The following is a 25014-nucleotide window of genomic DNA, read 5'->3' as shown; positions in this document are numbered from 1 at the left end:
GCCTGCAGATTAACGGCTCTTCACAGTTGAGGGTGTAGGCGCCCTGCGGGGTGAGCTGGACGAGGGCATCAAGGAGGGTCCTGGCCAGACTCCACTCTCTTCTGTGAAGAGCCACCAAATGAGCCAAGTCGGGTACGAGAACCCGCGGTCGCGATCTTCAATCAACACTCATTTGCCCACAATCACACTTGGTATGGCCACCCGGATCCGCCGACCGGCCGGTACCTGTGCCGTGAGATCGTGCAGTGCGGTCTCTTGTGTGGTTCCCGCCTCAGGTCGTTCCCGTTGGCAACGGCGATGGTTGCGCGACTCGTGACGTTGAATATTCGCTTCGCTGGGGTCCGATGGTCGTGTCTTCGGGGGCCGGTGGGCTGACCGCCTGATCGCGGGTTTGGGGGCCGGTGATGGCGTGTGTGGGGGCCACCCTGCTTAGGCTCCCCCGCCGTGTGTATCGGGCACACGGCGGAAGGAGTTGAGCAGTCATGGTACGGAAGATCAGGGCGAAACTCGTCCTGCGGTTGCGCGCCGAGGGCTTGTCCGGGCGGGCGATCGCGGCGTCGCAGGCGATGTCGCGCAAGAGTGTGACGGCAGTGTTGGAGGCCGCGGATGCTGCCGGTGTCGGCTGGGACGACATCGCCGACCGTGCGGAGGACGAGGTCTACGGGCTGTTGTTCCCGGGGCGGGGTGAGCACGAGAGCGTGTTCGCCCAGCCGGACTGGGACGAGGTCCACCGTCAGATGGCCCGGGTCGGGGTGACGCTGAAACTGCTGCACCAGGAGTACGCCGACGGCTGCGCGACCCGCAGCGAGCCCGCGATGGGCTATGACCGGTTCTGCCGGAGCTACCAGCATCATGTGTTGGTCACCGGCGCGTCGTCGCGGGTCGGTCACAAGGCCGCCCAGAGCGTCGAGGTCGACTGGTCCGGTCCGACGATGCACCTCACGGACCCGGTGACGGGTGCGGCGCGGACGGTGTACTTGTTCGTGGGGTGTCTGCCGTTCAGCCGGTATGGGTTCGTCGAGCCTGCCCTGGACATGCGCCAGGACACCTGGCTGCGGGCCCATGTGGCGATGTTCGAGTTCTTCGGCGGCTCGGTGCCCCGCATCGTGCCGGACAACCTGAAGACCGGGGTGCTCAAGCATCCCCGCGAGGGCGAGATCGTGCTGACGACGCCTACCGCGAGATGGCCGCGCACTACTCGGCCGCGGTGTTGCCCGGCCGGGTGAAGAAGCCCAAGGACAAGGCGAGCGTGGAGAACACCGTGGGCCACGTCGCGACCTGGGTCATCGCGTCGCTGCGGGAGCGGCAGTTCTCCTCGCTGCCCGCGTTGCGAGCCGCGATCGTCGAGCGGATCGACGCCTACAACCGCGAGCCGTTCCAGAAGCGGCCCGGCTCCCGGGCGAGCGTGTTCACCACCTTGGAGGCGCCGGGGCTGACGCCCCTGCCGGCGGTGGCCTACGAGATCAGCCAGTGGGTCTACGGGCGCCGGGTGAACCGCCCCAGGTTTGATGCCGCTCCTGTTTGAGTCCAGGAGGATGAGCACCATGCCGAAGAAGATCGATCCCGCGTTGCGTGAGCGCGCGGTGCGTTTGGTGCGTGAGCACCGGTCGGAGTACCCGTCCACGACCGCCGCGGTCGCCGCGGTCGCCCGACAGGAGGGAGTGGGACACGAGTCGTTGCGCCGATGGGTCGCCCAGGCCGACATCGATGCCGGTGACCGCGAGGGCGTCACCAGCGAGGAAACCGCGGAGATCCGACGTCTGAAGGCCGAGAACAAGCGGTTGCGCGAGGACGTCGCCATACTCAAGGCGGCAACGTCTTTCTTCGTGGGGGAACTCGACCCCCGCAACCGCTGATCATGGGATTCATTGATCAGCTCCGCGCCGAAGGGCACGCGGTCGAGTCGATCATCCGCGTCCTGCGGGAACAGGGCGTCCAGGTCGCCGCGCGCACCTACCGGGCGTGGAGAACGGGCCGTGTCGCGGCGCGGACGCTCAGCGACGCCCTGGTCCTCGACGCGATCCGCGACGTGGTCTGGACCAGCGTCACGATGCCCGACGGCACCCAGCGGCGCACGATGACCCCCGAAGGGCTCTACGGGCGGCGGAAGATGACCGCGCTGCTGCGCCGCACGACGGTGCCCGATGCCTCGGCGGGTGCGGTGGACCGGGCGATGCGACTGCTCGGCCTGGAAGGGGCCCGCCGGACCAAGACCGTGCGGACCACGATCCCGAGCCCCGACGGCGTGCGTGCCGGTGACCTGCTGAACCGCGACTTCACCGCCCCGCGCCCGGACCACACCTGGGTGATGGACTTCACCTACTGCCGCACGTGGACGGGTTGGGTCTACGTCGCGTTCATCGTGGACGTGTTCTCCCAGCGGATCGTCGCTTGGCATGCCCAGACCACCAAGCACGTCGACCTGGTGATGATCCCGCTACGGATGGCGCTGTGGGAACGCGCCCGCCAGGGCCACCCCGTCAGGCCCCGCCAGCTGAGGGCGCATTCGGACGCAGGGTCGCAATACACCGCGGTGACCTACACCGACAAGCTCGCCCTGGACGGCATCGCCCCCTCGATCGGGACGGTCGGCGACGCCTTCGACAACGCCCTCATGGAAACGATCAACGGCCTCTACAAGGCCGAATGCATCCGCACCACGATCTTCCACGAGGGCCCCTACCGAACGCTGGCCGACGTCGAGTACGCCACCGCCGGCTGGGTCGACTGGTACAACAACCGCAGGCTCCACGGTAGCCTCGGAATGGCCACCCCGAACGAGTTCGAGAACGCCCACTACGCGACCCTCAACAGAGCGCCGCAACCCGCATGAGGGCGGCAGAAAACCTGGGGCGGTTCAACGCGACGAAGCGGGGGTGCTCGAACCGTTCCCGGCCCAACAGGACCCGGATCACCGCGGGCTTCAGATTGTCGTAGCGGATCATCCCGACCGGCACCCCACCCAACGCCTCGAATGCGTGCACGTGACCGTCGAGGAACGATTCCTGGGCCTGGTTGGCATAGACGATATGGACCGCCTTGCCCGAATGCGACAGCCGCAGGCAGAACATGAACAACTTCATCGCCTGCCCGTCGATCTCGCCGACGAACTCGCCGAAATCGACCTCGGCCTCCTCGGCTGGCGGGTGAGTCTGCGGCACCGTCACCTGTGACAGTGGGGAGGTGATCTCGGCGCGTAACCGGGCGACGAGGTTGCGGACGCTGGACTCGGCCACCTCGGCTCCTTCCTCCTCGACCAGCCGCTGCCAGACCCGCCGGGCGGTATGGCGCTGCTTCTTCGGCGCTTTCAGGTCCTCGATCAGCCACCCGCGGATCAACGCCTCGTAGGGGCCCAGCACCGGCGCGGTCCGGGCAGGGGTCTTCCGCGGCGGCGGGACCGCGTCCGCCAACGCCGCCCGCACCGTGCGGCGATGCACCTGATGCTTGGCTGCCAGGGCCCGGATGGACAGCCCTTCATCACGCGCGTCTCGTCGGATAGCTTCGAACTGCTCCACTCTCGATCTCTCCTCCACGTCCCTTCGCCTCTCGTGCACGTCTTTGGTCGGACGCCACGAAAGCTAGGACAGGTCAGGTCGGGAGTGGGGCCAATTCAGGCCAGCACAACGCCCCCCAGGTGGGGCCACTTCAGGTTGTCACACTCAGCCGGGCACCGGGTTGACCCAATTGGCGATCGCGATGCGGATCAAAGACGCGGAGAACTCCCACCCGGTCGTGTTCCGCTCAACACGCGAATCCCCTGACAGGCACCAGGCATGATCCATATCCAAACAGCACTTTCATAGCTGGTAGCCAAGCAAGCTACCAACAGCCAAATGGCACACAAAACAAGCACCGGAATATACCCAAGGCGCCGCCCGCCGGCTGCGATTCGAGAGAGCATGAAGGCAACGAATATGCCTCCGACAATCAGCCCCAATTCAACAATATCCCGGACGGCAACGCTCCAAACATCTTTCGGAGCCACGGTAAAGTCAAGAGCGGAGACTCGAACACTCCCGTCCATGAACGCACGAGACATCCCACCACGCCCAAGACCGAAGATAAACAAACCCGGATCGCTGAACCAATATTGAAGACTAACCCTGATTGAACTCAATCTATCAGTCCAAGAAAAGTTCAGCGCTTGGGATCGCTGCTCCAACACCGAAAGACCCCCGGCGACTCCGAGCACCACAAAGATAATCCCCCCGACCCTAGCCCTAAACCCCCTTCCAGACGTTGCAAGGAACACTATTGCCAGCAACCCCAGCCCAACCACCGCGACGCCTGACTGACTCAGAATCACGCCAACTGATCCGACCCCAAGGGCGAGGAGCTCTAACCTCAACAACTTAGGTCGTACGGACCTAGACACCGTCAACAATACCGCGAGTGCAAGTAAGAGTGTACCCGCCATGAAGGAAGGCTCAGGAAACTGAGCGAAGGGGCGTCGAACAAACTCAACAATAGACGATGCATTATCCGAAAGCCTGCCATATCCCGGCAAAGTGTACCACTCAATAAACGGCACGCTCCCAGCCCTTATCCCCCTCAACTGCACGAGTTCGAAACCGAAGGTCCCGATCACTGAGTATGCGATACTCTTGACACAGCGATCCGCACTCACGGAGATCGCTGTCGCGCCACCGGCAAACCCTCCAACAACGGTGAGCCAGGTAACAAGACCCGACACAGGTATTCGAGCCCCTAGCAGCATGGCCGAGAGTGCGTTGGCCAATATTGGTGCACCGACTAAACCTACCACCATCAAATCCAATGCGCGAACCCTTGGGGCTAAAGACCACACCGCGATTCCTAGGAACGCAGACACCGGGACGTTAGATCCCGTTCCGACCGGCAATGCTAGATAGGGAAAGAATGACAACACAATAAACGCCGACGAAAGAAAACTACTCGGTCCGATCACCTGAACGCCACCATTAAAGCGGGCGTCGCCTAGTTTGGACGTCTCACACTGCCTCATACGTATTTCAACCGTCTTCACCATTCGCCTGACATCACACGTTTCCAACTCGGCGCATGCACAATAACCCTACCGGTGGCGGACCCATTCGGCCGGCTCTGCCATCCAAAATTCCACGAATTCCCCACAACGGTTGACCCAACCTGCCACGCCTAACCATTCGAGCTGAGTCAATGAGCCAGTGGCGCAGCCATGGCCATGCCGACAATACCGAAGAAAACTTCCCAGTCAAATATGTTAGGTTCCGATGCTTCAGATATAGTGTGTAGTTTCCCGGTTCCTGACATGCCCGAGCCGACTCCACGAGACGAATACGCAGCCCCTGCATACGCAATCGCAACTGCAGATCCACCTCTTCAACGTAAAGAAAGTACGCCGGATCAAAGCCACCAACCGAGAGAAAATCTCTCACGCGCATCATGAGGCACGCCCCGTCCGCCCAGTCCACGGATCGGTTCCCCTGAGCGGAATAGTCCCGAAGGGGGACCCCACTGGCTTTGTGCGCCGTATTGCCGTCACTACCGAGTATGCCCCCAGCAGAAAATACGCGTTCGACATCGCTCCGATACATAAGCAAGGGGCGGCGATAGCAGTTTCGTCGGAAGCGACCAACTCCTTGAGGAGATACGCTGACGCATGGTCTTCAAGCGAACAATCCTGGGTCAAAACTAAGACAAACTCAAACCCACGCTCTACGGCGATCCGTACACCCTCATTCACCGCTGGTCCATACCCGAGATTGCCCCCCATAGACGCCACAAATACACGATCAGATTCAGTTGCCTCAAAGTCGCCGGAATTATCAACGACAACTATTTCACGTGGAGACACTGTCCATCTTACAGATGCTGCAATCAGAGCTTGAACCGCGGGCCGATCTCGATAGTGGACTATCACAACAGCGAAAGGAGGTAGAGCCTCAGCGAGGGTTTCAGACGACGTCATTGCCATACCGCCACTCCATCGGCCCTAGAATGGACAAGTTCGGGGATATGGAGCGATTCGGAGTACGTAAACCACCCACAAGATCATCCCTTTACCACACGAGCGATCTCGCGGCCGACTCGATCGAATTCGTCATCCACGGACTTTAAAACGCTTGGCAACAAAGAGCAATTCGCGGCCCTTGCGTTCCAGCACCTTTGGACGAGTGGCCATAGATCCCCGTCAACAACTTGATCAATCCATAGCCCCCACTCGTCTAGACCTAACCGCGCCAAGATTCCCATTGTCTTGTGCTCATAACCAATCCCCACGACAGGTGTGCCGGCACCCATTGCCAGAATGTTGGCGTGCATGCGTGTGCCGATAAGCATGTCAAGCTTCCGATACACCTGCCGCAGATCCCAGGGCTCAAGCCTCGGGTCAAGAACAATGCAAGGCACGTGCTCCTGCTGGAGTAGGCGACCCAATTCCGAGGTGACTCGCGCGTCTTCCTCCGTTTGGTGAATCAGAACGATACCAGCACCTGCATCGTGCAATCTACGCAGCGCGAAAGCACACTCGGCTAGATATGCGTCCATTCGAGCCTGTGGATTCACCGAGCCGGGAAACGAGTGCTCACGAACCGATACACCAACCAACCCAGAATGCTCCACCGCATATTTCTCGAGACTCGCCAACGCTAGCTGTCCAAATGCACCGATGTCCTGGCGATCAAAAAGGAATGCCATATCCGGTGACCTCGATAAACGGTCTTCAGAGATCCCCAATCCCTCGAGAAGCAGAACAGTATAATCCTCCCGAACGGCAATTAGATCGAGCGACATAAGGAAACGCTTTGCCAACGCGAGATGGGCGGAATCAAATGGACCAACGGAACACGGACTAAGTATGACGGGCTTCCCCATCCCCTTTGCCAACAGGAAGCCTGGGAGATGCAATAGCCACCAGTCATCAATCAGGCGAGGAGCCTGAATATAGCCCCCAGGAACACCTATGACGACATCAGAACCTCGCATCTCCTTAGCCAACACCCAAGTTGACCTCGTGGAAAACACGCGTGCAACCCAAGGGTGCCGAACATACAGGCGCCCCCAGTAGGGAAAATAGACGAACCAACCCCAAGCCACCAACATTCTACAACGAGCCAACATTCGGCGCGCTAGTTGTGACCGCGACAGCAGGCCTTCTGCGAACAAGCGGTATCGACCCGGCGGACGCACCGGCATCGCGTGAACAGGAATGTCGTAGTGGGTTTGATCCCCGACAGGGTCAAAACTCGTCATCCCAGTTGCGTTCACATCCAAGCGCCGCAGCCAAGCAATAAGACTCACTACGAGCGCCGCATCGCCCTTATTCGCCCACTTATATGAACCGCACAAAAATGCTTTCACAGTCTCTCCCCTCTAACGAACACCAGCGATGCACGCAAGCGTACTGCTGCCCGCTGATCGCGATCCAAGATCCAAGACCAAGCAACCACCAAATACGAAGTCACCCATAATAGACAACCGATTAGCGCCCCCGCCAGACCTGAATGACGCGTCAGACTCCACCACACCCAGAGCAACGCTGTCGCCGGAATCGTCACGGCCACGGGCCGAGCGATCGACCTGGTCAAGAACTCGAGCCAAGTCCCCCGGTTTTCCGAAGCGCACGCCCCACATACAGAGGTTCAAGAATCACGAGCGGAAGAGCCACCGCCAATGCCATCCCCACTGCCCCGAATTCAGAAGAGAACAGAAACCCAAGTCCCAAGGCGCTAACAGCCCACATTCCATGAAGGACGGAGTACCATCCGAGAGATTCTTGACCCCCCATGACCGGCACTGCCACGAGATGGAGACAGTTTAGAATCACTGAGGCGGTCAGGAGCATTGCCACATCGGCCGCTACTGAGTAGTTGGGCCCCAGCCACCACTCCACTAGGGTCGCCATGTAGACGCAAACAGGCGGCAAAGAGGCCAAGACCAGCGCAAGCGAGAAACGCGTCCCATCGAGATACAGCCATTTGTTCCGCCCAGCCCCGTCTAAATGATTCGCAGTGGCGATGGGAAGTAGCGGAGCAGTCAAGCTGTTGGGAATCTCCTTGGCGGCCTGATAAATGCGCTGCCCAGCTGCAAACAAGGCCACCGATACTGCCGAGGATGTGAGCCCGACGACGACTCCACCGGCGTAAAGAATAACGGTAGCCGCCAATGACATGACGAGCATGTCGCGGCTAAGTCCCCACATATGTCTAAGGACCGCCCAGTTGAAGTCCCTGCCAAACTCAAACCTCGTCCGCAGAACCATTCTGCGAATTATGACAAAGAGAAACGTCCCAATGACTGCTGCGGAAGCGTCAACTACCGCAACCCAGATAATCTCGCGAGAAACGCCCAAGACTACTAGCGTGGCCCCGAATCTCGTGAAAGCCTGCGCAATAAGAATCCAATTCGCTAGATCAATACGCCCCAATCCAGTCAGTATCGCGCGTTCGTTCGCAGCGATTGATCCGAGCGCGACCTGCGCGACCGCGGCCGCGCCCGCCACCAGACCGATTGAGGCCTGTTCAGGGGTGAAATGAAAGTCCTTCCACCCGAAGACAATTGTGACAACCAGCGCACCAGAACTGAAGATTCCGACCCCAACAAAGAACACGGCGCTTCCAGCCAGTACGGATCGCATTCTTGAGTCGTCTCCAAGGACGTGCGCCTCGCTCACGTAGCGTGTCGCCGAACCCGCCATTCCTAGGTCGACTGAAAAGAGACTGGCCATTCCGGCTGTCAACAGGTATACACCATATTCAGATGCGGGAACTACCCTTGCAACAGCTGGAAACAGAACGAATAGCGTTAAGATGCTCGCTAACCGGGCGACATACGTGGTGGTGATATTTCGGGCAACACCGGCACGGCGGCCCATCATTTCCCCTTTTCGTTCAGCGGCTCACGAACCCGCTGAACGGCGTTCCAAAAGGCCGCTGCGGCATCATCAGGACTATACGTCCTCAAGCGCTCATGTCCGACCGCCACCAGAGACTGCGCAATATCGGTCTGCGTTAGCAACTGCAAAGTATTCTCGGCGAGCGCGAGACTATCTCCCGGTGGGGAGAACAGCGCGGCTCCATCAGCGTATGCACGGACGCCGCCGATATCAGTGGAAGCTACCGCAGTCCCAGAAAGGAGTGCCTCGGCAGGCGGTAGGTGCCAGCCCTCCGCATCGCTTGCGCAGACATATACACGAGCACTCTTCATCAACGCAGCAACCTCAGACCGCGACGGATTCCTAATGTATCCGATGTAGGAGGGCAATTCCTCTGGTCGCGGGCCCACACCAAAGCAGGTTAGGACAACGCCTGGCCGCCGCCGCGAAACTTCCACCAGGGCCGCAATCAACACATCAGCCCTCTTGAATGGTGCGTCTGACAACATAGCGACGACGGACTCAGCTCGGCGGCATACCGGCTCGCCCGCCTCGAACGTTGAGGGATCGATCGCGTTGGGCACAAGCAGACTCTCTACTCCCAGCGATTTCCCATGCTCTTCTAACCAAGGAGCGATTACAATCCTTAGCATAGGAAGCCTCCAAGCGGCCTCAACTAAGGACGCCCTAGTCGACCACGTCTCCAAGTGCTGGATGAAGTTCACGCCTAGAACTTCAGGCTTTCGCTTCAGGATTCTTCCAACGTGTAAAGCGGTTTGAGCGGCAGTGGCGATCACAATATCGCCGTCACACAACCGGGCCGACAGATGGTCGATTCCATAGCGACATTCTAGTTCCTTCGTCGCCGGAAACCAAGGGACGCCATACTTTTTTGGCCTGTCTACAAATGCACGCAGCTCGCGTGAAGCCAAGCCTCTGATGTGATCAATGGTGACCGGTCTGGTGTATACAGCATCTGCCACCGGGACATGATGGACGATAACACCATCCTTTTGGTTCTTCGCAATCCAGTACGCATATTCATACACCACGCGGTAACCGCCAACCGGCCGAGGCGCATAGCCTGGGAGAACGAAGTGTACGGTCATTACGCCATCTCCTCTTTCAATGGTCTCGATGCAGGCCTTAATTCCCGGTCTCGAAGCCGCTTGCCGCTCCCAAAAAGAGGGCAGCAGTTCAGTCGCAAGTCTTCACTTCCTGATATGCCTTGAGTGAGCGTGTTCCATAACCAGACGCAGAGAATCGGTCTCGATTACGCCACGCATCGAGGGACATCTTCCCTAAGCGCTTCTCGTCCTCCAGGAGTGCCTTGAGAGCATGCATCCCTTGTTCCTCATCCTCTACGATGACACCCGTAACCCCGTCGATTACCACGTCTGCCACTCCGGTGCATCGTATAGCGACTGCCGGTATCCCCATTGCCTGGGCCTCCATCAGACCGACGGGCATGCCTTCCCATCGAGACGTGAAGTAGATTAGGTTCACCTGCGTAAGCTCATCAAGTACTTGAGAGTGGCTTAGCCACCCAGTTCCTGTGACGCGCGCAGACTTAGGTTCGTCCACCCCCGCGCCGATCCAGCGGAACTCCGCCATTTTCCACAGGGCTTCCGCGGCACGTTCGAAACGTTCAGGTGCTTTCTGCGCGGACCACCTCCCGATATTCGCCACGATCGGGAATCGCGACCCCAGGGCCGGTTTCGGCGGCAGCGAATCTATGTCCAGCACATTCCTGAGGAGTACCGCGCGGGCAGATAGCTCATCGCATGCGATGCTAACTTCGTCTGAAGAGACCCCGATGATAAGGTCCGTCCGAGATGCGAGGGTACGCTCGAGAGTTCTATATAGTGAGCGCATGAAGCGACCCTTATCGGATCGAAGGAAGCTGAAGCCGTGAGGCGAATAGATACATCGGCAATTAATGTCGATCGTGCGACCGGCGATTCCTGCAAACGTCGAGTGCAGATGGACGATGTCAAATTCTTCAAGCTGCGTGAGAGAGCGGAGGCGACGGCGCAAGGAGCGCGTTCTCTGGAGCCTGTTCTGACTTAAGGACCCAACTGCGTGTATCCGGACCCCCGGAAGCAAACATGAGAGTTCAGTCTCAGTCGGACTATCTCCTCTTCTTGAATACAGTACGCTAATCTCGTTGCCCAGAGCGTGCTGCTCGCGCACCAATCGAATGACGACATCTAGGACGCCAGTGGCGAGTGATTCCGACACGTGCAATATCCTCACGAGTCTCCTCTTTCCTGGAGAACATTGTCGTAGACGCGACGATAGGCGGCGGCCGTTTGCTTTACGTTAAAGGTTTTCTCTGCTACTGCCCGGGCCAGACTCGCAAGACGAGTCGGTGTTTCCTCGTTACTCGCCTTCACGTAAGCAATCGCCGCCGCGATCGCTTCGATATCCTTAGGTGGCACGACCAATTTTGGTTCAACTGCAAGAAGACGGCAGTCACCCACGTCGGTCGTAACCACAGGCACGCCATGACTAAGCGCCTCGATTCCTGCCATGGGCAGGGCTTCGCCGTGCGAGCTTGATATAACCAGACATAGCGCATTCGCGAAGTACCTCGAAACTTCGGGCACGGGGCCCTCGAAGGTAGCGTTAACGCTCGGATACCTCGCCACTAACTTGGCCCCGCCACCCTCGACCGTCATACCCTCACCAGCACAGACGAGTTGGGGAGCGCAGGGCCCCAGCAGCTCGACAGCTTGGAACAGTGTGTCGTGGTCCTTCATTGGATGCCAACGAGCGAGATGTAAAACGTAGTCCCTCTGGCCCACCCTTAGAACTCGGTTGTCCGGGAGGGCAGTCCCATTGAGGATTATCGCGTCGGGTTGCCTTCGGAGCCGGGAGCAGCTAAATAGTGCGGCAGATGGTGAGCAGGCGATGACCGCGTCTGGGCTGGACGATAACTGGCTTAGAAGCCAAGTAACGATTCTTGCTGGGAGGCTTGCTTCGTGACCGCCACTCGTGTGCACTGTAGACACGTGTGGGATGCCTGTTGCGGCCAATATGGATAACAAGTCAGCCTGAAGGAGGTGGGAGTGGACTATATCCGGCGCAATTCGTCGGATGGCTTTTTTAAGTCGGCGCGCCCCAACTATTAGAGCGTCGGAAACGCCATGAATCTCTAGATAGACTACTGAACGCGCGACTGCTTCTATTCGATCGCTCAAGGTGCCGCGGGAAAGGAGGACTACAACGTGGGTTTCCACGCCTAGAGACTGTTGTTCCTGTGTCAGAGCCTCTATGAGTGTTTGCGCTCCACCAGTCTCAAGGTTGTTCACGACGTGGAGGATCTTCATGCCTTGTTCTCGTCTGAATCTTCGGGTGTCATGCGGAGGCCGCCCGTCCTGTGACCGATTGTTCTGGCGTTATGTCTTTCATTCTAGTCGAACACTTGTTTGATCAAGCGATCCCACCTCGCCATTTCGGATGCGAGGGACGATGCCTCGGGTTCTACTGATGTAGCACTTGCGGTCTTCCGAAGCAGTGCTGCCAGAGCCGCCGAGTCACCAGCCGGAAAGAAGTCGATCCGCCCGTAATCGCCAGCCTGCTCTACTAGTGACGGAAGATCGGAGGAGATGATGCGTTTCTTGCATTGCATAGCTCGCGCAAGAATGCCGCTCTGCGCCCCGAACGTCATATACGGTAGGAGGATGACTGATGCTTCCCCAAGTAGTCTGCCGAAGGCGTCGGACGAGAGATAGCCCAGTTTCATATCGACTAAGGGCCCAATCCCTGCCGCTTTCGACTCCATCTCTGTGCCGTACGCTTCTGGCACCGGTCGTCCAGCGACCACCAACCTGAAGCCGGCATCGGCCGCTGCCTCCAGTGCCGTATGGATACCCTTATTAGGCCGTACTTCGCCAAGACAGAGCGCGAAGGGATCACGGTTTTCCCAGTCGGATTCCGGCAGTTGGCGTGTGTCGCCAGGCAAGTCGACCGCGATCACGTCCGAGGGAGTCCACCCGAAGACAATGGCGCGTTGCGTTTCACCATGGACAACAACCCGGTCTGCAGCCCGGGCGACTCGCATTTCCTGAATTCGAAAGATTCGATCCCGCAGTTTCATACTCCCTATAGAATGTGGGATTGCATTATGAACGAACAAGACGTTCATGACCCTGGCATTCGTTCGGACGATGCCATACTTGGCCGTCTCATAAAGAACGCTGACTTCGAGCGACTTCGCTATCTTATCGACATTTAGACGTATCGTTCGCTGTTCGCATAACGCATCGATTATCTGGAACAGTGGCTTAGCGATGCCCCCCTTAAGGCGTCGCGGTCGGAGTATGGATTGTATCTCGAATGCACCACTCCAGCCCGCGGTTGAGTCACGCACCCCTGGACGCGATATGAGTAAAGCGCGGTCAAATACACCAGAGCGTTTGCCGGCAGCGGCAAGTTCTGCGGCATGCTCGATGTGACCTCCATACTCAGTCGGACAGATGACCACAAGTGCTCTGCCCTCTAGTTCTGATGGTTGCTCTATCGCTTTGCGTGCGTTTCGCTTAGGTCTCACGGGTACTCGAATTCATGGTTCTAGACGAGGATGTCTGGTATTCTGCACAGTGGTTCGCGGTTCAGTTGGTCAGAATTGCCGGATAGGAGAGAGCAGCTTCTGCACTGAGGCCTACGTTAGACGGGAATGTGTCGCACGTGTGTAACCTAGAGGGTTGCGCTGCCGGTGCCTTTTTGCCGTTAGTCCGAGCTGCTGGGTCAGTATGCGCCATTTGGAAAGAACACCACCTTCACGGTCTTTAGAACGATAATTAGATCGCCCAGCAGCGACCAATTCTCCACATACCTAAGATCTAGGCGAACGCTTTCCTTGATAGAGAGGTCCGAACGGCCGTTGACCTGCCATAGACCTGTGATCCCCGGCTTGACACGTAGGCGCCGGTGCGCCGCTTCCGTGTATTCGGCGACCTCGCGTGCTACTTGGGGTCGTGGGCCGACGATGCTCATCCCGCCGAGGAGCACCGTCCAGAACTGGGGAAGTTCGTCCAACGAATAGCGGCGAAGGAAGTTCCCTACCCGAGTGATCCGCGGGTCATTCTCCATCTTGAAGAGGAGAGCCTGGCCTCCGGCTTCGTCGATCATCCGGTCGAGGAGTCGATCCGCGTCCACGCCCATGCTACGGAACTTGTGGATCGTGAACGTCCGTCCGCCCAGCCCGATCCGCTCCTGGCGGTAGAGCACCGGACCACCGTCGTCGAGCTTGATGGCCAATGCCACGATGAGTAGGACTGGGGAGAGGATGACAAGTGCTGTTGCCGCAACGACGACATCGAAGCCCCTCTTGACCATGTGGTGCCACCCGGAGAATTTGGGCAGGTCGACGTGGACCAGCTCCAGTCCCTGGGCGTCGGTGATATGGACGCGCGGACCCGTCACATCTGTGAGGCGCGGAGCGAACATTAGTTGAGCACGGCAGTCCTCCAGCTCCCACGCCAGCCGACGTGCCTCACCGCGGGTAAGTCCACTCGTCACGGCCACGGCCTCGACGCGGCCGCCGCGCGCCCACTCGGTTACTTCCTCAAAGGTCACCAGAACCAGACCCTCAAGCTGCTCAGGGGCCAGCGCCCCGTCCGTTGGCGCCACTGCGACGGGGAGGTAACCGGCATCCGGGCGCCGACGCATGTCCTCGACCATCCCGACGACGTCCTCGACCGAACCGACCACCAGGGTGGGCGTGAGCGCTTCTCCGGCACGACGCTGCGCATTCAGCTGACGTCGTACGGCCCACCTGCCTGCCAAGAGCATCCCGACCACGAGCGGAAGAGTGGTGAGGAAGAACCAGCGCGACAGCTCGGCACCGAGGAGATACGAACCGATCGCGACGCCACCGAAGACGACGAAGCACGCGTTGAGAACGCGCCGGTACTCCTCGAGTCCCGCCCCCAAGATTCGTCGGCTGCGCGACTCCGAAGCCTCCAGGGCGGCCATCAGCAACAGTCCTATCAGGACCCCGGCCACGACGTAAGGGACTCCCGTGCCACCAACCTCGGTGGTCAGTTCATCACCGAACTTGAGCCCGTAGGTCGCAGCGACCGCCCCCGTCACCATCACGAGGTCGACACTCACCAGGCGACGCCGAAGCACGTCGTACCAGCCGCGTCCTCGACTCAATTCGTCCCTCTGGTGTCCCCTCGGCTTGATCGCCTGCTCAACCTGCACCGACATGTGTCCCCCCGGACGTAAGTTGTTCCATCCCCACGCGTCTGCGCAAAGCACAGGCAACGCAAAATTTCGTGCTACTCCTGCGATCTCATGCGATGACGCGTTGCCGATCCGCCGGTTCCTCACCTGCGGCTCGCCGTGCGACGCGTCGGGGCTCGGGCCCTTGACCGGAACGGTTGCGATATGCGCTGTACCCAACGTCCTTCCCACGGAGCTTGTTCAGCACAATGCCCAAGAGTCGTCCCTCGACGGACTCCAGGCTTTCCAGAGCCGCAGCCAGTTGCGGCGCCCGAACCTCTCCGCTACCGACGACCAGCAGAGCCCCCGTGGTCATACCGGAGAGGATGGCGGCGTCGGTGACCGGCAAGAGTGGTGGCGCATCGATCACCACGGCGTCGTACTCATGCGTGGCGCATTCCAACAACCGCACCATCGAGATCGATCCGAGCAGTTCAGCAGGGTTCGGCGGTACGGGGCCCGACGTCAGGACCTGAAGCGTGCCCATTCCGGCAACCTGGACCACCTCCCTCAACGAAGCCCTGCCGATGAGGATGGTGCTGAGCCCTGCGGCGTCCTCCAACCTCAAGCTCTGCCCCACCCGGGGTCGACGCATGTCGGCATCGATCAGCAGCACACGCAGTCCTGCATCCGCCAGGACGAGCGCAGTGTTGATCGCCGTACTTGTCTTGCCCTCGTCAGGCACGGACGAGGTGATCACAAAGGAGTTGCCGCCCTGTCCACGCCCCAAATACTGCAGATTAGTGCGGAGACGACGAAAAGCTTCAGCCCGCGGGGAAGTGATGGCATCGGAAATGAGAGTCAGTCCACGCTCAGAGGCCGCGTCGTAGCCGATGCGCCCCACCAGCGGAGAATCGGTAAGCTGAGCGACGTCAGACGCAGTGCGCACCCGGGTGTCCAAGCTGTTCCGCAAGATCCCTGACCCGCGCCGAGGAAGAGTCCCAGTAGCAGGCCGAGGGCCAGGTTCTGCGCCGTCTTCGGCGAGGTCGGCACGGAGGGAACACTTGCCGGAGTGATGATCGTGGCGGTGACGGCCTTCTGCCCCTTACCGTTGTCCGGCGAAAGGCTGCTCACGGCGGTCACCAACTGGTTCCCCGTTGCGTTGGCGATCGCTCCAGCCGCATCCGGGTCGGTGTCGTCCACAGTGATGTTGATCACGGACGTATTCGTCGGAACGGTGACCTTGATGTGCCTCGCCAGTGTCTCGGGAGATTCCGGGAGTTTTAGACCGGAAATCACCGGCTGCAGAACCAACGGGGACGTCGCCACTTCGACATACGACTCGACCTGCTTCGAGGTGAACGTCGTTCCCTGAGCCAAGTCGGACGCTGACGTCGCACCGGAGACCGAGAAGAACACTGCGGTCTTGGCTGTATACGTCGGAGTCACCAAGTAGTTCAAGGCCACCGCCGCAATCACACCGAGGAAGGTGACACTCGTGATACTGCGCCAGTACTTGCGCAGAACGGCAACGTAGTCCCGCAATTCCATTCACTGACCCCCCGGTCGCAATACATGTGCTCGGCAGGCTAGCCCTCACACAGGTCACACATAGACGTAGGACAGCCTCGCCTTAACCTGAAAGCGACCTGAAGGACGGAATGGTGCGGTTCGCAGTGTCCGGAACCTCACACGATCCACCTCTGTATTCAGCTGCGAGATCGTGCCGTTCCCCGTTGCGGCGGCGCCGTCAGCGGGTCCTCCGGCCACGGATGCTTCGGGTAACGGCCCCGGTTCTCGGCCCGCACCTGCGGATACGCGTTCACCCAGAACGAAGCCAGGTCATCGGTAATCGCCAGCGGCCGCCGCGCCGGGGAGAGCAGGTGCAGCAACACCGGCACCCGGCCCTCACACACCGCTGGCGTCGAGGTCAGGCCGAAGCACTCCTGCAACTTCACCGCCAAGACCGGCCGGCCATCAGGGTCGTCGATCTCGGGGAAGTCGACGCGGATGTTCGAGCCTGTCGGCACCTCGATCCGCTCCGGCACCAGTTCGTCCAGGCGCCGGGCCAGGGGCCATGGCAGCAACCGGCGCAGAGCGCTGGTCAGGTCCAGCCGATCCGCCGACGTTCCGGCGATCAGGGCATCGACCTCGGGGACCAGCCAGTCCTGCCAGCGAGCGAGCAGCGCAGCCTCGTCCATCGCCGGCCACGGTTCCCCGTACACCCTGTGCAGCAGCGCCAGCCGCCGGGCGAGGGTGCGCCCGTTCTCCGTCCAGGTGAACACCCCACCCGACCCGGTCAGCCCCAGTCCCCGCTCGGCCAGGGCCGTCCGGACGGCCTCCCGACCGGCCTCCGGTGACGGCCGGACGTTCGCCGCGGACAGTTCGATCGCCCCGAGACGCCGGACACGGCGCGCGCTGACCTTGCGCCCGGTCCAAGTGGCGATCTCCTCCTCGACCAGCAGCGGCGCCGCGGCCGCCAGGGCCGTCGCCTCGTCCAGCGCGGCCGCCGCCCGGATCACCGCGCCGGTGGAGCCGGCGGTGGCGGACCGCTCCACCTGGGCGATGGCGAGCCATTCCTGACCGAGCAGCGCCGAACCGCGCTCGAGCACCGCCCCGGTCCCCGAGGCGAGCAGGTAGGCCGGATCGTCCCGGCCGCCGCGCCGCCGGGCCACCCGATCGGGAAACGCCAGCGCCACCACCAGGCTGAGCGCCAGATCGCCACTGAGCCGGCTTCCGCACCGTTCTGTCGCGTTCGCGGGCGCTGCTACCGGCGCTGACCGAGTGGACGCCACCTCCCGGGCCACCTCACCAGCGGAGGCCCCGTCCCGCACCAGCCGTTCGAACCGCTCCGCCTCCCGGCGCCACCGCTGCGCCGCCGGCGTCCCCCTCGCCGGAACGTCCGCCACTGCGCGGCGAGGTCACCGCCGGGTGGCCTTTCGTCCGAGGCGACCAGGGCGACGATCTCCCCCGCCATCGCAGCCCCGACCTCCCCCGCACCGTCCAGCAGCGCCCGGGCCAGCCGGGGATCGACCGGCACGGCGGCCATCGCCCGGCCCCGGTCGGTCGCCCGTCCATCCCGCAGTGCGCCGAGGTCCGTCAAGGTCTCCACGGCCGCCGCGATCGCGGCGGCCGGCGGCGGATCGGGCAGCGCCAGCCCCTCCGCCCCCGGTGCTCCCCAACAGGCCACGTCGAGGGCGAAGCCCGTCAGGTCCGCGGTGGCGATCTCCGGCGGGGCGTACGCCGCCATCCGGGCCCAGTCGTGTTCGGCGAAGCACCGCACCACAGCCCCGGGCCCCAGCCGCGCGGCCCGGCCGGCGCGCTGTTCGGCGGAGGCGCGCGACTCGCTGACGGTGACCAGGCCCGACATCCCGCGCAGCGTGTCGTAGCGCGGCTGGCGATCCAACCCGGCGTCGACGACGAGCCGTACGCCGGGGACGGTCAGCGACGACTCGGCCACCGAGGTGGTGACGACGACCCGGCGTCGCGGCCCAGGGGAGAGGGCGGCGTCCTGTTCGCGCGGGGTGAGCCGGCCGTGCAGCGGCAGCACGTCGACCGGCGCGTCCGCGACGATCGAACCCGCCAGCCGGGCCACCACCTGCCCGACCTCCCACGCTCCCGGCAGGAACACCAGGGCGTCCCCCTCCGGGTGGTCGGCCAGGGCGCGCCGAGTGGTCCGGGCGACGTGGTCGAGGAACGCGTACGTCACGCCGCGGGCGTCCAGCCGGGCGACGCCCGGCGGCGTCGGGGCCCAGTCGACGGAGAGCGGGTGGAGGTCCGCCTCGGCCCGGACGACCGGGGCGGGCTCCGTGTCAATTCCTGGGCCTGCGTCGTGATCCGACGTCGTGGCGAGCAGCCCCGCCCAGCGCTCGGCGTCGAGGGTCGCAGACATCGCCACCACGAGGAGGTCGTCGCGCAGTTCGGCGAGTTCGTGGGTCATCGCGACGGCCAGGTCGGAGTCGAGATGGCGTTCGTGCACCTCGTCGAGGACGATCGCGCCGACGCCGGGCAGGTCCGGGTCGCGCAGCAGCCGGCGCACCAGCACCCCGGTGGTGACGAACTCCACCCGCGTCGCGGCGCTCGTCCGCTGTTCGCCGCGGACGGTGAAGCCCACCTCACGCCCGAGAACGGTGCCGCTCAGCTGCGCCAGCCGGCGGGCCGCGGCACGGGCGGCGATCCGGCGGGGTTGGGTGACGATGACCCGTCCGGACGCGAGGCCGGCGACGGCTGGCGGCACCACGGTGGTCTTGCCGGCGCCCGGCGGGGCCTGGACGACCGCCACGCCCCGGTCGGTGAGAGCCTGTCGCAACGCGGGCACCAGGCCCGCGGCGGGCAGGCCGGCGCCGATCGTTGTGAGGTCGAAGAGGGGCACCGGTCCAGTGTCGCGCACCGGTACGCACTCCTGCCTGGCACAATCAGGCCAGGAGTGAAGGCGGGACGAGGAGAAGGGGGTGCGATGAGCACCTGGGAGCGACTGTCGGAGCGGCTCGAGACCGAGTCCGGCGGCATCACGCTCGAGTGGGCCGATCTGGAGGCCCTCATCGGCGACCTCCCCGAGGAGGCGCAGACCTCCGAGGACTGGTGGCTCACCGACGCGACCGTACGTCCTGAGGCCGACGCCTGGCTCGAGGTCGGCTACCGCGTCTCCCTGATCATCCCCGGCGCGTTGATCACCTTCGTGCCCGGGCCCTCCGCCTGGGCCGCCGCCACCACACCGCCCCGCTGGCCGCCGAACTGGCCGAACCGGAACCGGAACCCGAACGGGAGCCCGCGTCCGAGCCGGAGATCGAACCCGCGCCGGAGGTCTCCCCTCCTGGTCCGACGGAGATCACCCCCATGGCGGCGGCCACCGCCGGGATCAGCCCCACCCAGGAGGCCGCGCTCCTCACGGAGGCCGTGCCCGCACCCGAGACGAGTCCCGCACCCGCGCCGGAGCCCGAGCCGCCGGCCCCGGCCCCGGAACCCGAGCCGCAGCCCCCGGCACCGGAGCCTCGCGTCCCGGAACCGCGGGCCACCCCTGCCGCGGTGTCGCGTCGCCCGGCCGCCCGGAGCGAGCAAGAGCGTCCCGTGGTCGCCACCCGCCCCGACATCGTCCTGATCGAGGAGGACCGCGAGCAGGGCCGCACCCCCGCACCGGCCGGCGACCTCTTCACCGGCCCCCTCTTCACCCGCGCCAAGGCGTACGCCCGCTGGACCGGCGCGCCGTGGTTCATCCTGTCGGGGGAGTTCGGCCTGCTCGACCCCGAACAGATCGTCGGACCGTACGAACGCCGGCTGCTCACCAGTTCCGCGGAGTACCGCGCCGCGTGGGGTGCCTGGACCGTCGCCCGACTCGAACTCCTCGCCGGCTCCCTGCGCCGGGTCCGCGTCGAGGTGCACGCCGCGACCCCGGGAGCCTCGGAGGCGCTGCGTCCCCACCTGCTGGGCTTCGGGGCGTACGTGATGGAGCCGCTGCGCGGCCTGTCGGTGGCAGACCGGATCACCTGGTACGACGGCACCGTGCCTCGCAACGCCGGCGTTCCGACCTACCCGACCGGGAGTGGCGCCGACCCGTTCACCGCCCTGCTCGGCGACGCGTCCCGCGCCGTACGGCCCTCCGAACTCCTCGCCGGGATCGACCCGACGCTGCGCCGCCCAGGCCTCTACAGCTGGTTCGTCGACGAGGTCGGCGCCACCCAACTCTCCGCCGGGCTCGGCAGCCGCGTCGCCCCGGGACTGGTCTGGATCGGCCAGGCAGGTGCCGTACGACCGGGCAGTGGCCTGAACTCCTCGATGACGTTGCGCAACCAGATCGCCTGGGTGGACCTGGGCCGCTCGATCCGGCTCTCGCCGCTGCGACGGACGCTGGGCGCGATCCTGTTCCGCGACCCCGGGTCCGGGGTGACCAGCGAGGACGCGCTGACCGAATGGATCCAGGCGCACCTGCGGGTCGCCATCGTCGCGGCCGAGGACGTCGAGCACCTGGCCGAAGCGGCCGAACGCGTGGCCGCCCACCTCGTTCCCCAGCTGAGCCCGGACCACGCGGAGCCGGGCGTCCGGATGGGACTGCGGGAGGCCCGCACCGCGTTCAACGGCTTCACCGGGTGATCTCGACGGGGGGTATCCCGGCGGGGTGATCTCGGCCGGGGTGATCTCGGCGCGGTGATCTCGCCCACCCTGCCCTCGCCCTTGTCGTGAGGCGGGGTTAGGCTGCCCGGCATGAACGCGACGGCATCGTCGCCGGACGACCTGACGCCCGACGAAGTCCTGGATCTCGCCCGCCACGGGGAGACCCACGCCCTGATGGCGGCCCTGGACGCCGGGCACTCCCTGGAGTCTGCCACCGACCACGGCACCACGCTGCTGATGCTGGCCGCGTTCTACGGCAACGCCCAGCTCGTCGCCGCCCTCGTCGCCCGCGGGGCGAAGCTCGACGTCGTGGACAGCCATGGGCAGACGGCCCTGTCCGGGGCGATCTTCAAGGGCGAGCAGCGGGTGGCGCGGTTCCTGCTCGCCTGCGGGGCGAATCCTGAGCTCGGCAGGCCTTCGGCGCGGGAGACGGCTAGGCAGTGCGGCCAGGAGCGGGTCTTCCAACCCGACCCCGAACTGGACGCCGAACTGCGCAGCGAACTGGGGCACGCCTTCCACTAGAGGCGCCTTCCACTAGAGGCGTCGGGGGCGGCGCGACCAAGGGCCGGTCGGGCCGGCAGAGTGCCGCAATTTTTCTATAGGGCAAACCTATGACGTCATCGCGCCCTACCGACCAGGTCGCGCGGGCGCCACCCAGTCTCAGGGGCTCCCGACCTCACGCGCGCGCACCCGGGTCACGCCACGATGTCGACGACCACGACAGCCTCCGGTGTCCGGTCACCGAAGAGTCTTCGGGCGCGGTCGACCGCTTCGGCCATGGCCACCCCCAGGCCGTACTTGGCCTTGATCGCCGCCTTCGTCTCGTCGAAGAGAGGACCTTCCGTCACCACCTCCACGCGGCCCTCGAGCAGCGGGGCGGCCAACTCGGGTTTTCCGCCCCGCGAGCACGGCCGGACACTCACCACAGGACCGCCGGCGAAGCGCTCCCTCGCCTCGATGGCGTTGGGCAGCCAATAGGCCAGCCGCAGGTCGGCCAGCTGCACCACCCGCTCCACCGAGGAGACGGGTTCGTCCTCCGGCGGATAGGAGGTCACGAGGATGTGCGCGGCCTCAGCGACGCGGGTCACGGGTAGTCCCGGGGGGGGCGGCGGGGCCTCGTCCGGCCTCCTCGTCGTAATGGGCCCCCCGGCGGCGGTGCCGGTCACGGGTCGGCTCAACCGGTGGCGCCCCCGCGGGCGGCCATCCCGCCGGCTCAGTCGTTTCCCGCTCAGCCCTGGCCGGGTCAGTCGTGACCCGCTCCGTGGTGACCGGTGGAGTCCCCACCGCGCGGCGACGGATCTCGGCGTCCCGCACAGTGGCGGAAGTCTCGAGCGTCTGCTTGCGGATGCGGGTGGCCGAACGGCGAGGCATGCCGAGGCCGATGCCCAGCAGCAGGCCGCCTGCCGCCGCGAGGCCGATGGCCAGGGCCCACTCCTGGGTGGGATCGAGCTGCGCGGCATTGGGAGCGGATGCGACGACAGCGAGGAGTTTCTGCAGTTGGTACCAACTCAGATAGGTGTCGACGCCGGCCCCGATGAGACCAGCGACACCCACGAGGACCAGAAGCCACTTCAGGACCTTCATACCTCCAGTATGAGGTCCATCACAATCGGCGCCAGAGAATGGGCCAGTACGAATCAGGCGAGACGAATCAGGCGAAACGAATCAGGCGAGCGTTCGCGAACTCAGGCTTCACCCCGGGGGTGACGTCCGCAACCCTCCACGTGCCACAAAGGCCTTTGTCGCACCCGCCCCAAGGCCCCGGTGGCCGCCGAGGGGTGTCACGAGGGGGTGAAATACGAATTCGACAACGCACTCCCCACGGCGTGGGTCAGCGTGCGGATCCGCACACAGCGGCGCGCACAGCGGCACGGACTTGGGTCCCACCTCCGGGCGTCCTAAACTAGTTGACAGTTCAACCGAAAGGGCCTGTCATGCAGTTCGGCGTCTTCACCATCGGCGATGTCACCCCCGATCCGACCACCGGACGGAAGCCCACCGAGCACGAACGCATCCTGTCGATGATGACCATCGCCGAGCACGCCGAACAGCTCGGCCTCGAGGTCTTCGCGACCGGGGAGCACCACAATCCGCCGTTCGTCCCCTCGAGCCCCACCACGATGCTGGGCTACCTCGCGGGTCGTACGAAGAACATCATCCTCTCCACCTCGACGACGCTGATCACCACCAATGACCCGGTGAAGATCGCCGAGGACTACGCCATGCTCCAGCACCTCGCCGGCGGCCGCGTCGACCTGATGATGGGCCGCGGCAACACCGGCCCGGTCTACCCGTGGTTCGGCAAGGACATCCGCCAGGGCATCCCGCTGGCGATCGAGAACTATCACCTGCTCCGCCGCCTGTGGCGCGAGCGCGTGGTCGACTGGAAGGGCGAGTTCCGTACGCCCCTGCGCGGTTACACCTCGACCCCGATGCCGCTGGACGACGTCCCGCCGTTCGTCTGGCACGGGTCGATCCGCTCCCCCGAGATCGCCGAGCAGGCCGCCTTCTACGGTGACGGCTTCTTCCACAACAACATCTTCTGGGACAAGGGCCACGTCGCCCAGATGGTCGACTTCTACCGGCAGCGGTTCGAGCACTACGGCCACGGGCGCGCCGACCAGGCCTTCGTCGGGCTGGGCGGCCAGGTGTTCATGCGACGCAACTCGCAGGACGCCGTGCGGGAGTTCCGTCCCTACTTCGACAACGCCCCGGTCTACGGGCACGGTCCCTCGCTCGAGGAGTACACGGCGATGACCCCGCTGACCGTCGGCACCCCCGAGCAGGTGATCGAGAAGTACCTGTCGTACGCCGACGTCGTCGGGGACTACCAGCGCCAGTTGTTCCTGATGGACCACGCCGGTCTGTCGCTGAAGGTCGTGCTGGAGCAGATGGACCTGCTCGCCGAGGAGGTCGTCCCGGTGCTGCGCCGCGAGTTCGACGCCCGCCGGCCGGCCCACGTCCCCTCCGACCCGCCGACCCACGCCTCCCTCGTCGCCCAGGGCCCGGGCAGCAAGCACCGCCTGGTGCAGCCCGCCACCCTGCCGGAGGACCGCGAGGCCGCGGACGCGGACGCAGCCACCGAGCGGTCCGAGACCACCACCTCTGAGGAGCTCGCATGACCCGCCGTCTCGCCGTCGTCAGTTCCGGGGTCGGCACCCCGTCGTCGACCCGACTGCTCGCCGACCGGCTCACCGAGGCCGTCCACAGCCAGGTCGGCGCGCGCGGTGAGGACGTCCACGTCGACGTCATCGAGGTCCGCGAACTCGCCGCCGCCCTGGCCACGATGACCACCGCCGCGGGCCTGCCCGTCCCCGAGGTCACCCGCGCCCAGGACATCGTCCGCCACGCCGACGGCGTCATCGCGGTGACACCGGTCTTCTCCGCGAGCTACGCGGGGCTGTTCAAGATATTCTGGGACGTGTTCGGCCCCGACGACCTCGACGGCATCCCGATGCTGATCGGCGCGACCGCCGGCACGCCGCGGCACTCCCTGGTGCTGGACCACGCGATCCGCCCGCTGTTCACCTACTTCCGGATGACCGTCGTCCCGACCGGCGTGTTCGCCGCCACCGAGGACTTCGGCGCGGGGGCCGGTGGGGAGCAGCTCAACCGCCGGATCGTACGGGCCGCCGGCGAACTCGCCGCCCTGATGGTGACCACGAGCGACGCCGTGGAGGGATTCGTGCCGACCGGTCGCACGACCCGGGCCCAGCGCGGTGACGGGTTCGATGTGACCTCCATCACGCCCTTCACCCGCCTGCTGGCTGGTCACGACGGCAATCACAGCGACTGACGCGCCGGGCCACCCGCGGCCACTACACCATGGCGAACGGGCCACATCGCGGGCCCGTTTGCTTTGGGGCGGCATCAGATTCCTATAATCATGGTCGGTTAGA

At 63.8% G+C, this 25014-nt stretch carries 19 protein-coding genes and 3 pseudogenes; 7 read left to right on the top strand and 15 right to left on the bottom strand.

Translation table 11 applies throughout. From position 1 onward, the window contains the following. Positions 1-482 precede the first annotated feature (482 nt). Positions 483-1492: pseudogene (istA, locus tag Rai3103_RS06730) on the top strand (IS21 family transposase); the annotation flags it as partial. A 52-nt stretch (positions 1493-1544) separates the two neighbouring features. After that, positions 1545-2833 (top strand): IS3 family transposase gene (locus Rai3103_RS06725; RefSeq protein WP_153571940.1). Its coding sequence is split into 2 segments (ribosomal slippage): positions 1545-1818 and positions 1818-2833, totalling 1290 coding nucleotides; the frame shifts between segments, so codons are not numbered across the junction. Here the strand turns inward: Rai3103_RS06725 and istA (Rai3103_RS06720) are convergent. From istA (Rai3103_RS06720) to hrpB, 13 genes and pseudogenes are all read right to left on the bottom strand, one after another. Beyond that, entirely contained in the window at positions 2808-3515 is a 708-nt protein-coding gene (gene istA, locus Rai3103_RS06720; protein ID WP_228489235.1) for an IS21 family transposase, read from the bottom strand. The two genes, Rai3103_RS06725 and istA (Rai3103_RS06720), sit on opposite strands and share 26 nt — an antisense overlap. Before the next feature lie 188 nt (positions 3516-3703). Continuing rightward, on the bottom strand, positions 3704-5008 hold the full coding sequence (locus Rai3103_RS06715; RefSeq protein WP_153571939.1) for a hypothetical protein: 1305 nt from the start codon (positions 5006-5008) through the stop codon (positions 3704-3706). Between the two features lie 393 nt (positions 5009-5401). Next, entirely contained in the window at positions 5402-5929 is a 528-nt protein-coding gene (locus Rai3103_RS19010; RefSeq protein ID WP_422396038.1) for a glycosyltransferase family 2 protein, read from the bottom strand. A gap of 83 nt (positions 5930-6012) precedes the next feature. Beyond that, a complete protein-coding gene (locus tag Rai3103_RS06705) occupies positions 6013-7320 on the bottom strand; it encodes a polysaccharide pyruvyl transferase family protein (protein WP_153571937.1) in 1308 nt (435 codons plus the stop codon). Positions 7321-7543: 223 nt separating this feature from the next. Beyond that, positions 7544-8836, bottom strand: a complete 1293-nt coding sequence (locus tag Rai3103_RS06700; protein WP_153571936.1) for a lipopolysaccharide biosynthesis protein — start codon at positions 8834-8836, stop codon at positions 7544-7546. Then, positions 8833-9885 carry a glycosyltransferase family 4 protein gene (locus Rai3103_RS06695; protein ID WP_194793309.1) on the bottom strand — a complete coding sequence of 351 codons (1053 nt, stop codon included), beginning with the start codon at positions 9883-9885 and terminating at the stop codon, positions 8833-8835. Before Rai3103_RS06695 ends, Rai3103_RS06700 begins: the two co-directional genes overlap by 4 nt. A gap of 145 nt (positions 9886-10030) precedes the next feature. Beyond that, positions 10031-11074, bottom strand: coding sequence for a glycosyltransferase (locus Rai3103_RS19005; RefSeq protein WP_194793308.1), 1044 nt, complete (start codon positions 11072-11074; stop codon positions 10031-10033). Positions 11075-11085: 11 nt separating this feature from the next. Then, a complete protein-coding gene (locus Rai3103_RS06685; RefSeq protein ID WP_153571933.1) occupies positions 11086-12165 on the bottom strand; it encodes a glycosyltransferase in 1080 nt (359 codons plus the stop codon). An 83-nt stretch (positions 12166-12248) separates the two neighbouring features. Then, positions 12249-12935: a glycosyltransferase gene (locus tag Rai3103_RS06680; RefSeq protein ID WP_194793307.1), complete on the bottom strand. Its 687-nt coding sequence runs from the start codon at positions 12933-12935 to the stop codon at positions 12249-12251. A 650-nt stretch (positions 12936-13585) separates the two neighbouring features. Continuing rightward, positions 13586-14953, bottom strand: coding sequence for a sugar transferase (locus Rai3103_RS06675; RefSeq protein WP_194793306.1), 1368 nt, complete (start codon positions 14951-14953; stop codon positions 13586-13588). 184 nt (positions 14954-15137) lie between these two features. Continuing rightward, positions 15138-15911, bottom strand: coding sequence for a CpsD/CapB family tyrosine-protein kinase (locus Rai3103_RS06670; RefSeq protein WP_194793305.1), 774 nt, complete (start codon positions 15909-15911; stop codon positions 15138-15140). Next, positions 15869-16558, bottom strand: a complete 690-nt coding sequence (locus tag Rai3103_RS06665; RefSeq protein ID WP_153571929.1) for a YveK family protein — start codon at positions 16556-16558, stop codon at positions 15869-15871. Before Rai3103_RS06665 ends, Rai3103_RS06670 begins: the two co-directional genes overlap by 43 nt. A 158-nt stretch (positions 16559-16716) precedes the next feature. Then, positions 16717-19397: pseudogene (hrpB, locus tag Rai3103_RS19000) on the bottom strand (ATP-dependent helicase HrpB). A 66-nt stretch (positions 19398-19463) separates the two neighbouring features. On the opposite strand from hrpB, the pseudogene Rai3103_RS18995 reads away from it, so the two are divergent. The 3 genes and pseudogenes from Rai3103_RS18995 to Rai3103_RS06650 all read left to right on the top strand — a co-directional run. Continuing rightward, positions 19464-19673 (top strand): annotated as a pseudogene (locus Rai3103_RS18995) (DUF7662 domain-containing protein); the annotation flags it as partial. Between the two features lie 170 nt (positions 19674-19843). Then, positions 19844-21094, top strand: coding sequence for a DUF6884 domain-containing protein (locus Rai3103_RS06655; protein WP_153571928.1), 1251 nt, complete (start codon positions 19844-19846; stop codon positions 21092-21094). A gap of 111 nt (positions 21095-21205) precedes the next feature. Continuing rightward, positions 21206-21637: an ankyrin repeat domain-containing protein gene (locus Rai3103_RS06650; protein ID WP_153571927.1), complete on the top strand. Its 432-nt coding sequence runs from the start codon at positions 21206-21208 to the stop codon at positions 21635-21637. Positions 21638-21810: 173 nt separating this feature from the next. On the opposite strand, the gene Rai3103_RS06645 is transcribed toward Rai3103_RS06650, so the two are convergent. Both Rai3103_RS06645 and Rai3103_RS06640 read right to left on the bottom strand, forming a co-directional pair. Continuing rightward, positions 21811-22203 carry a PNPOx family protein gene (locus Rai3103_RS06645; protein WP_153571926.1) on the bottom strand — a complete coding sequence of 131 codons (393 nt, stop codon included), beginning with the start codon at positions 22201-22203 and terminating at the stop codon, positions 21811-21813. Further along, positions 22187-22699: a hypothetical protein gene (locus Rai3103_RS06640; RefSeq protein WP_153571925.1), complete on the bottom strand. Its 513-nt coding sequence runs from the start codon at positions 22697-22699 to the stop codon at positions 22187-22189. Before Rai3103_RS06640 ends, Rai3103_RS06645 begins: the two co-directional genes overlap by 17 nt. A gap of 350 nt (positions 22700-23049) precedes the next feature. On the opposite strand from Rai3103_RS06640, the gene Rai3103_RS06635 reads away from it, so the two are divergent. After that, positions 23050-24237 carry an LLM class flavin-dependent oxidoreductase gene (locus Rai3103_RS06635; protein WP_153571924.1) on the top strand — a complete coding sequence of 396 codons (1188 nt, stop codon included), beginning with the start codon at positions 23050-23052 and terminating at the stop codon, positions 24235-24237. Then, a complete protein-coding gene (locus Rai3103_RS06630) occupies positions 24234-24911 on the top strand; it encodes a CE1759 family FMN reductase (protein ID WP_153571923.1) in 678 nt (225 codons plus the stop codon). Before Rai3103_RS06635 ends, Rai3103_RS06630 begins: the two co-directional genes overlap by 4 nt. The last annotated feature ends 103 nt before the right edge of the window (positions 24912-25014 follow it).

Source organism: Raineyella fluvialis (genome assembly GCF_009646095.1).
GTDB lineage: Bacteria > Actinomycetota > Actinomycetes > Propionibacteriales > Propionibacteriaceae > Raineyella > Raineyella fluvialis.
This window is presented reverse-complemented; position numbering and strand designations above follow the sequence as displayed.

Excerpts from the sequence above, each read along its gene's own strand:
- Rai3103_RS06665 (WP_153571929.1), bottom strand. The coding sequence starts at position 16,558 with ATGGAATTGCGGGACTACGTTGCCGTTCTGCGCAAGTACTGGCGCAGT.
- Rai3103_RS06640 (WP_153571925.1), bottom strand. The coding sequence starts at position 22,699 with ATGAAGGTCCTGAAGTGGCTTCTGGTCCTCGTGGGTGTCGCTGGTCTC.
- Rai3103_RS06700 (WP_153571936.1), bottom strand. The coding sequence starts at position 8,836 with ATGATGGGCCGCCGTGCCGGTGTTGCCCGAAATATCACCACCACGTAT.
- Rai3103_RS19010 (WP_422396038.1), bottom strand. The coding sequence starts at position 5,929 with ATGACGTCGTCTGAAACCCTCGCTGAGGCTCTACCTCCTTTCGCTGTT.
- Rai3103_RS06630 (WP_153571923.1), top strand. The coding sequence starts at position 24,234 with ATGACCCGCCGTCTCGCCGTCGTCAGTTCCGGGGTCGGCACCCCGTCG.
- Rai3103_RS06655 (WP_153571928.1), top strand. The coding sequence starts at position 19,844 with ATGGCGGCGGCCACCGCCGGGATCAGCCCCACCCAGGAGGCCGCGCTC.
- Rai3103_RS06650 (WP_153571927.1), top strand. The coding sequence starts at position 21,206 with ATGAACGCGACGGCATCGTCGCCGGACGACCTGACGCCCGACGAAGTC.
- Rai3103_RS06680 (WP_194793307.1), bottom strand. The coding sequence starts at position 12,935 with ATGAAACTGCGGGATCGAATCTTTCGAATTCAGGAAATGCGAGTCGCC.
- Rai3103_RS06685 (WP_153571933.1), bottom strand. The coding sequence starts at position 12,165 with ATGAAGATCCTCCACGTCGTGAACAACCTTGAGACTGGTGGAGCGCAA.
- Rai3103_RS06715 (WP_153571939.1), bottom strand. The coding sequence starts at position 5,008 with ATGGTGAAGACGGTTGAAATACGTATGAGGCAGTGTGAGACGTCCAAA.
- Rai3103_RS06635 (WP_153571924.1), top strand. The coding sequence starts at position 23,050 with ATGCAGTTCGGCGTCTTCACCATCGGCGATGTCACCCCCGATCCGACC.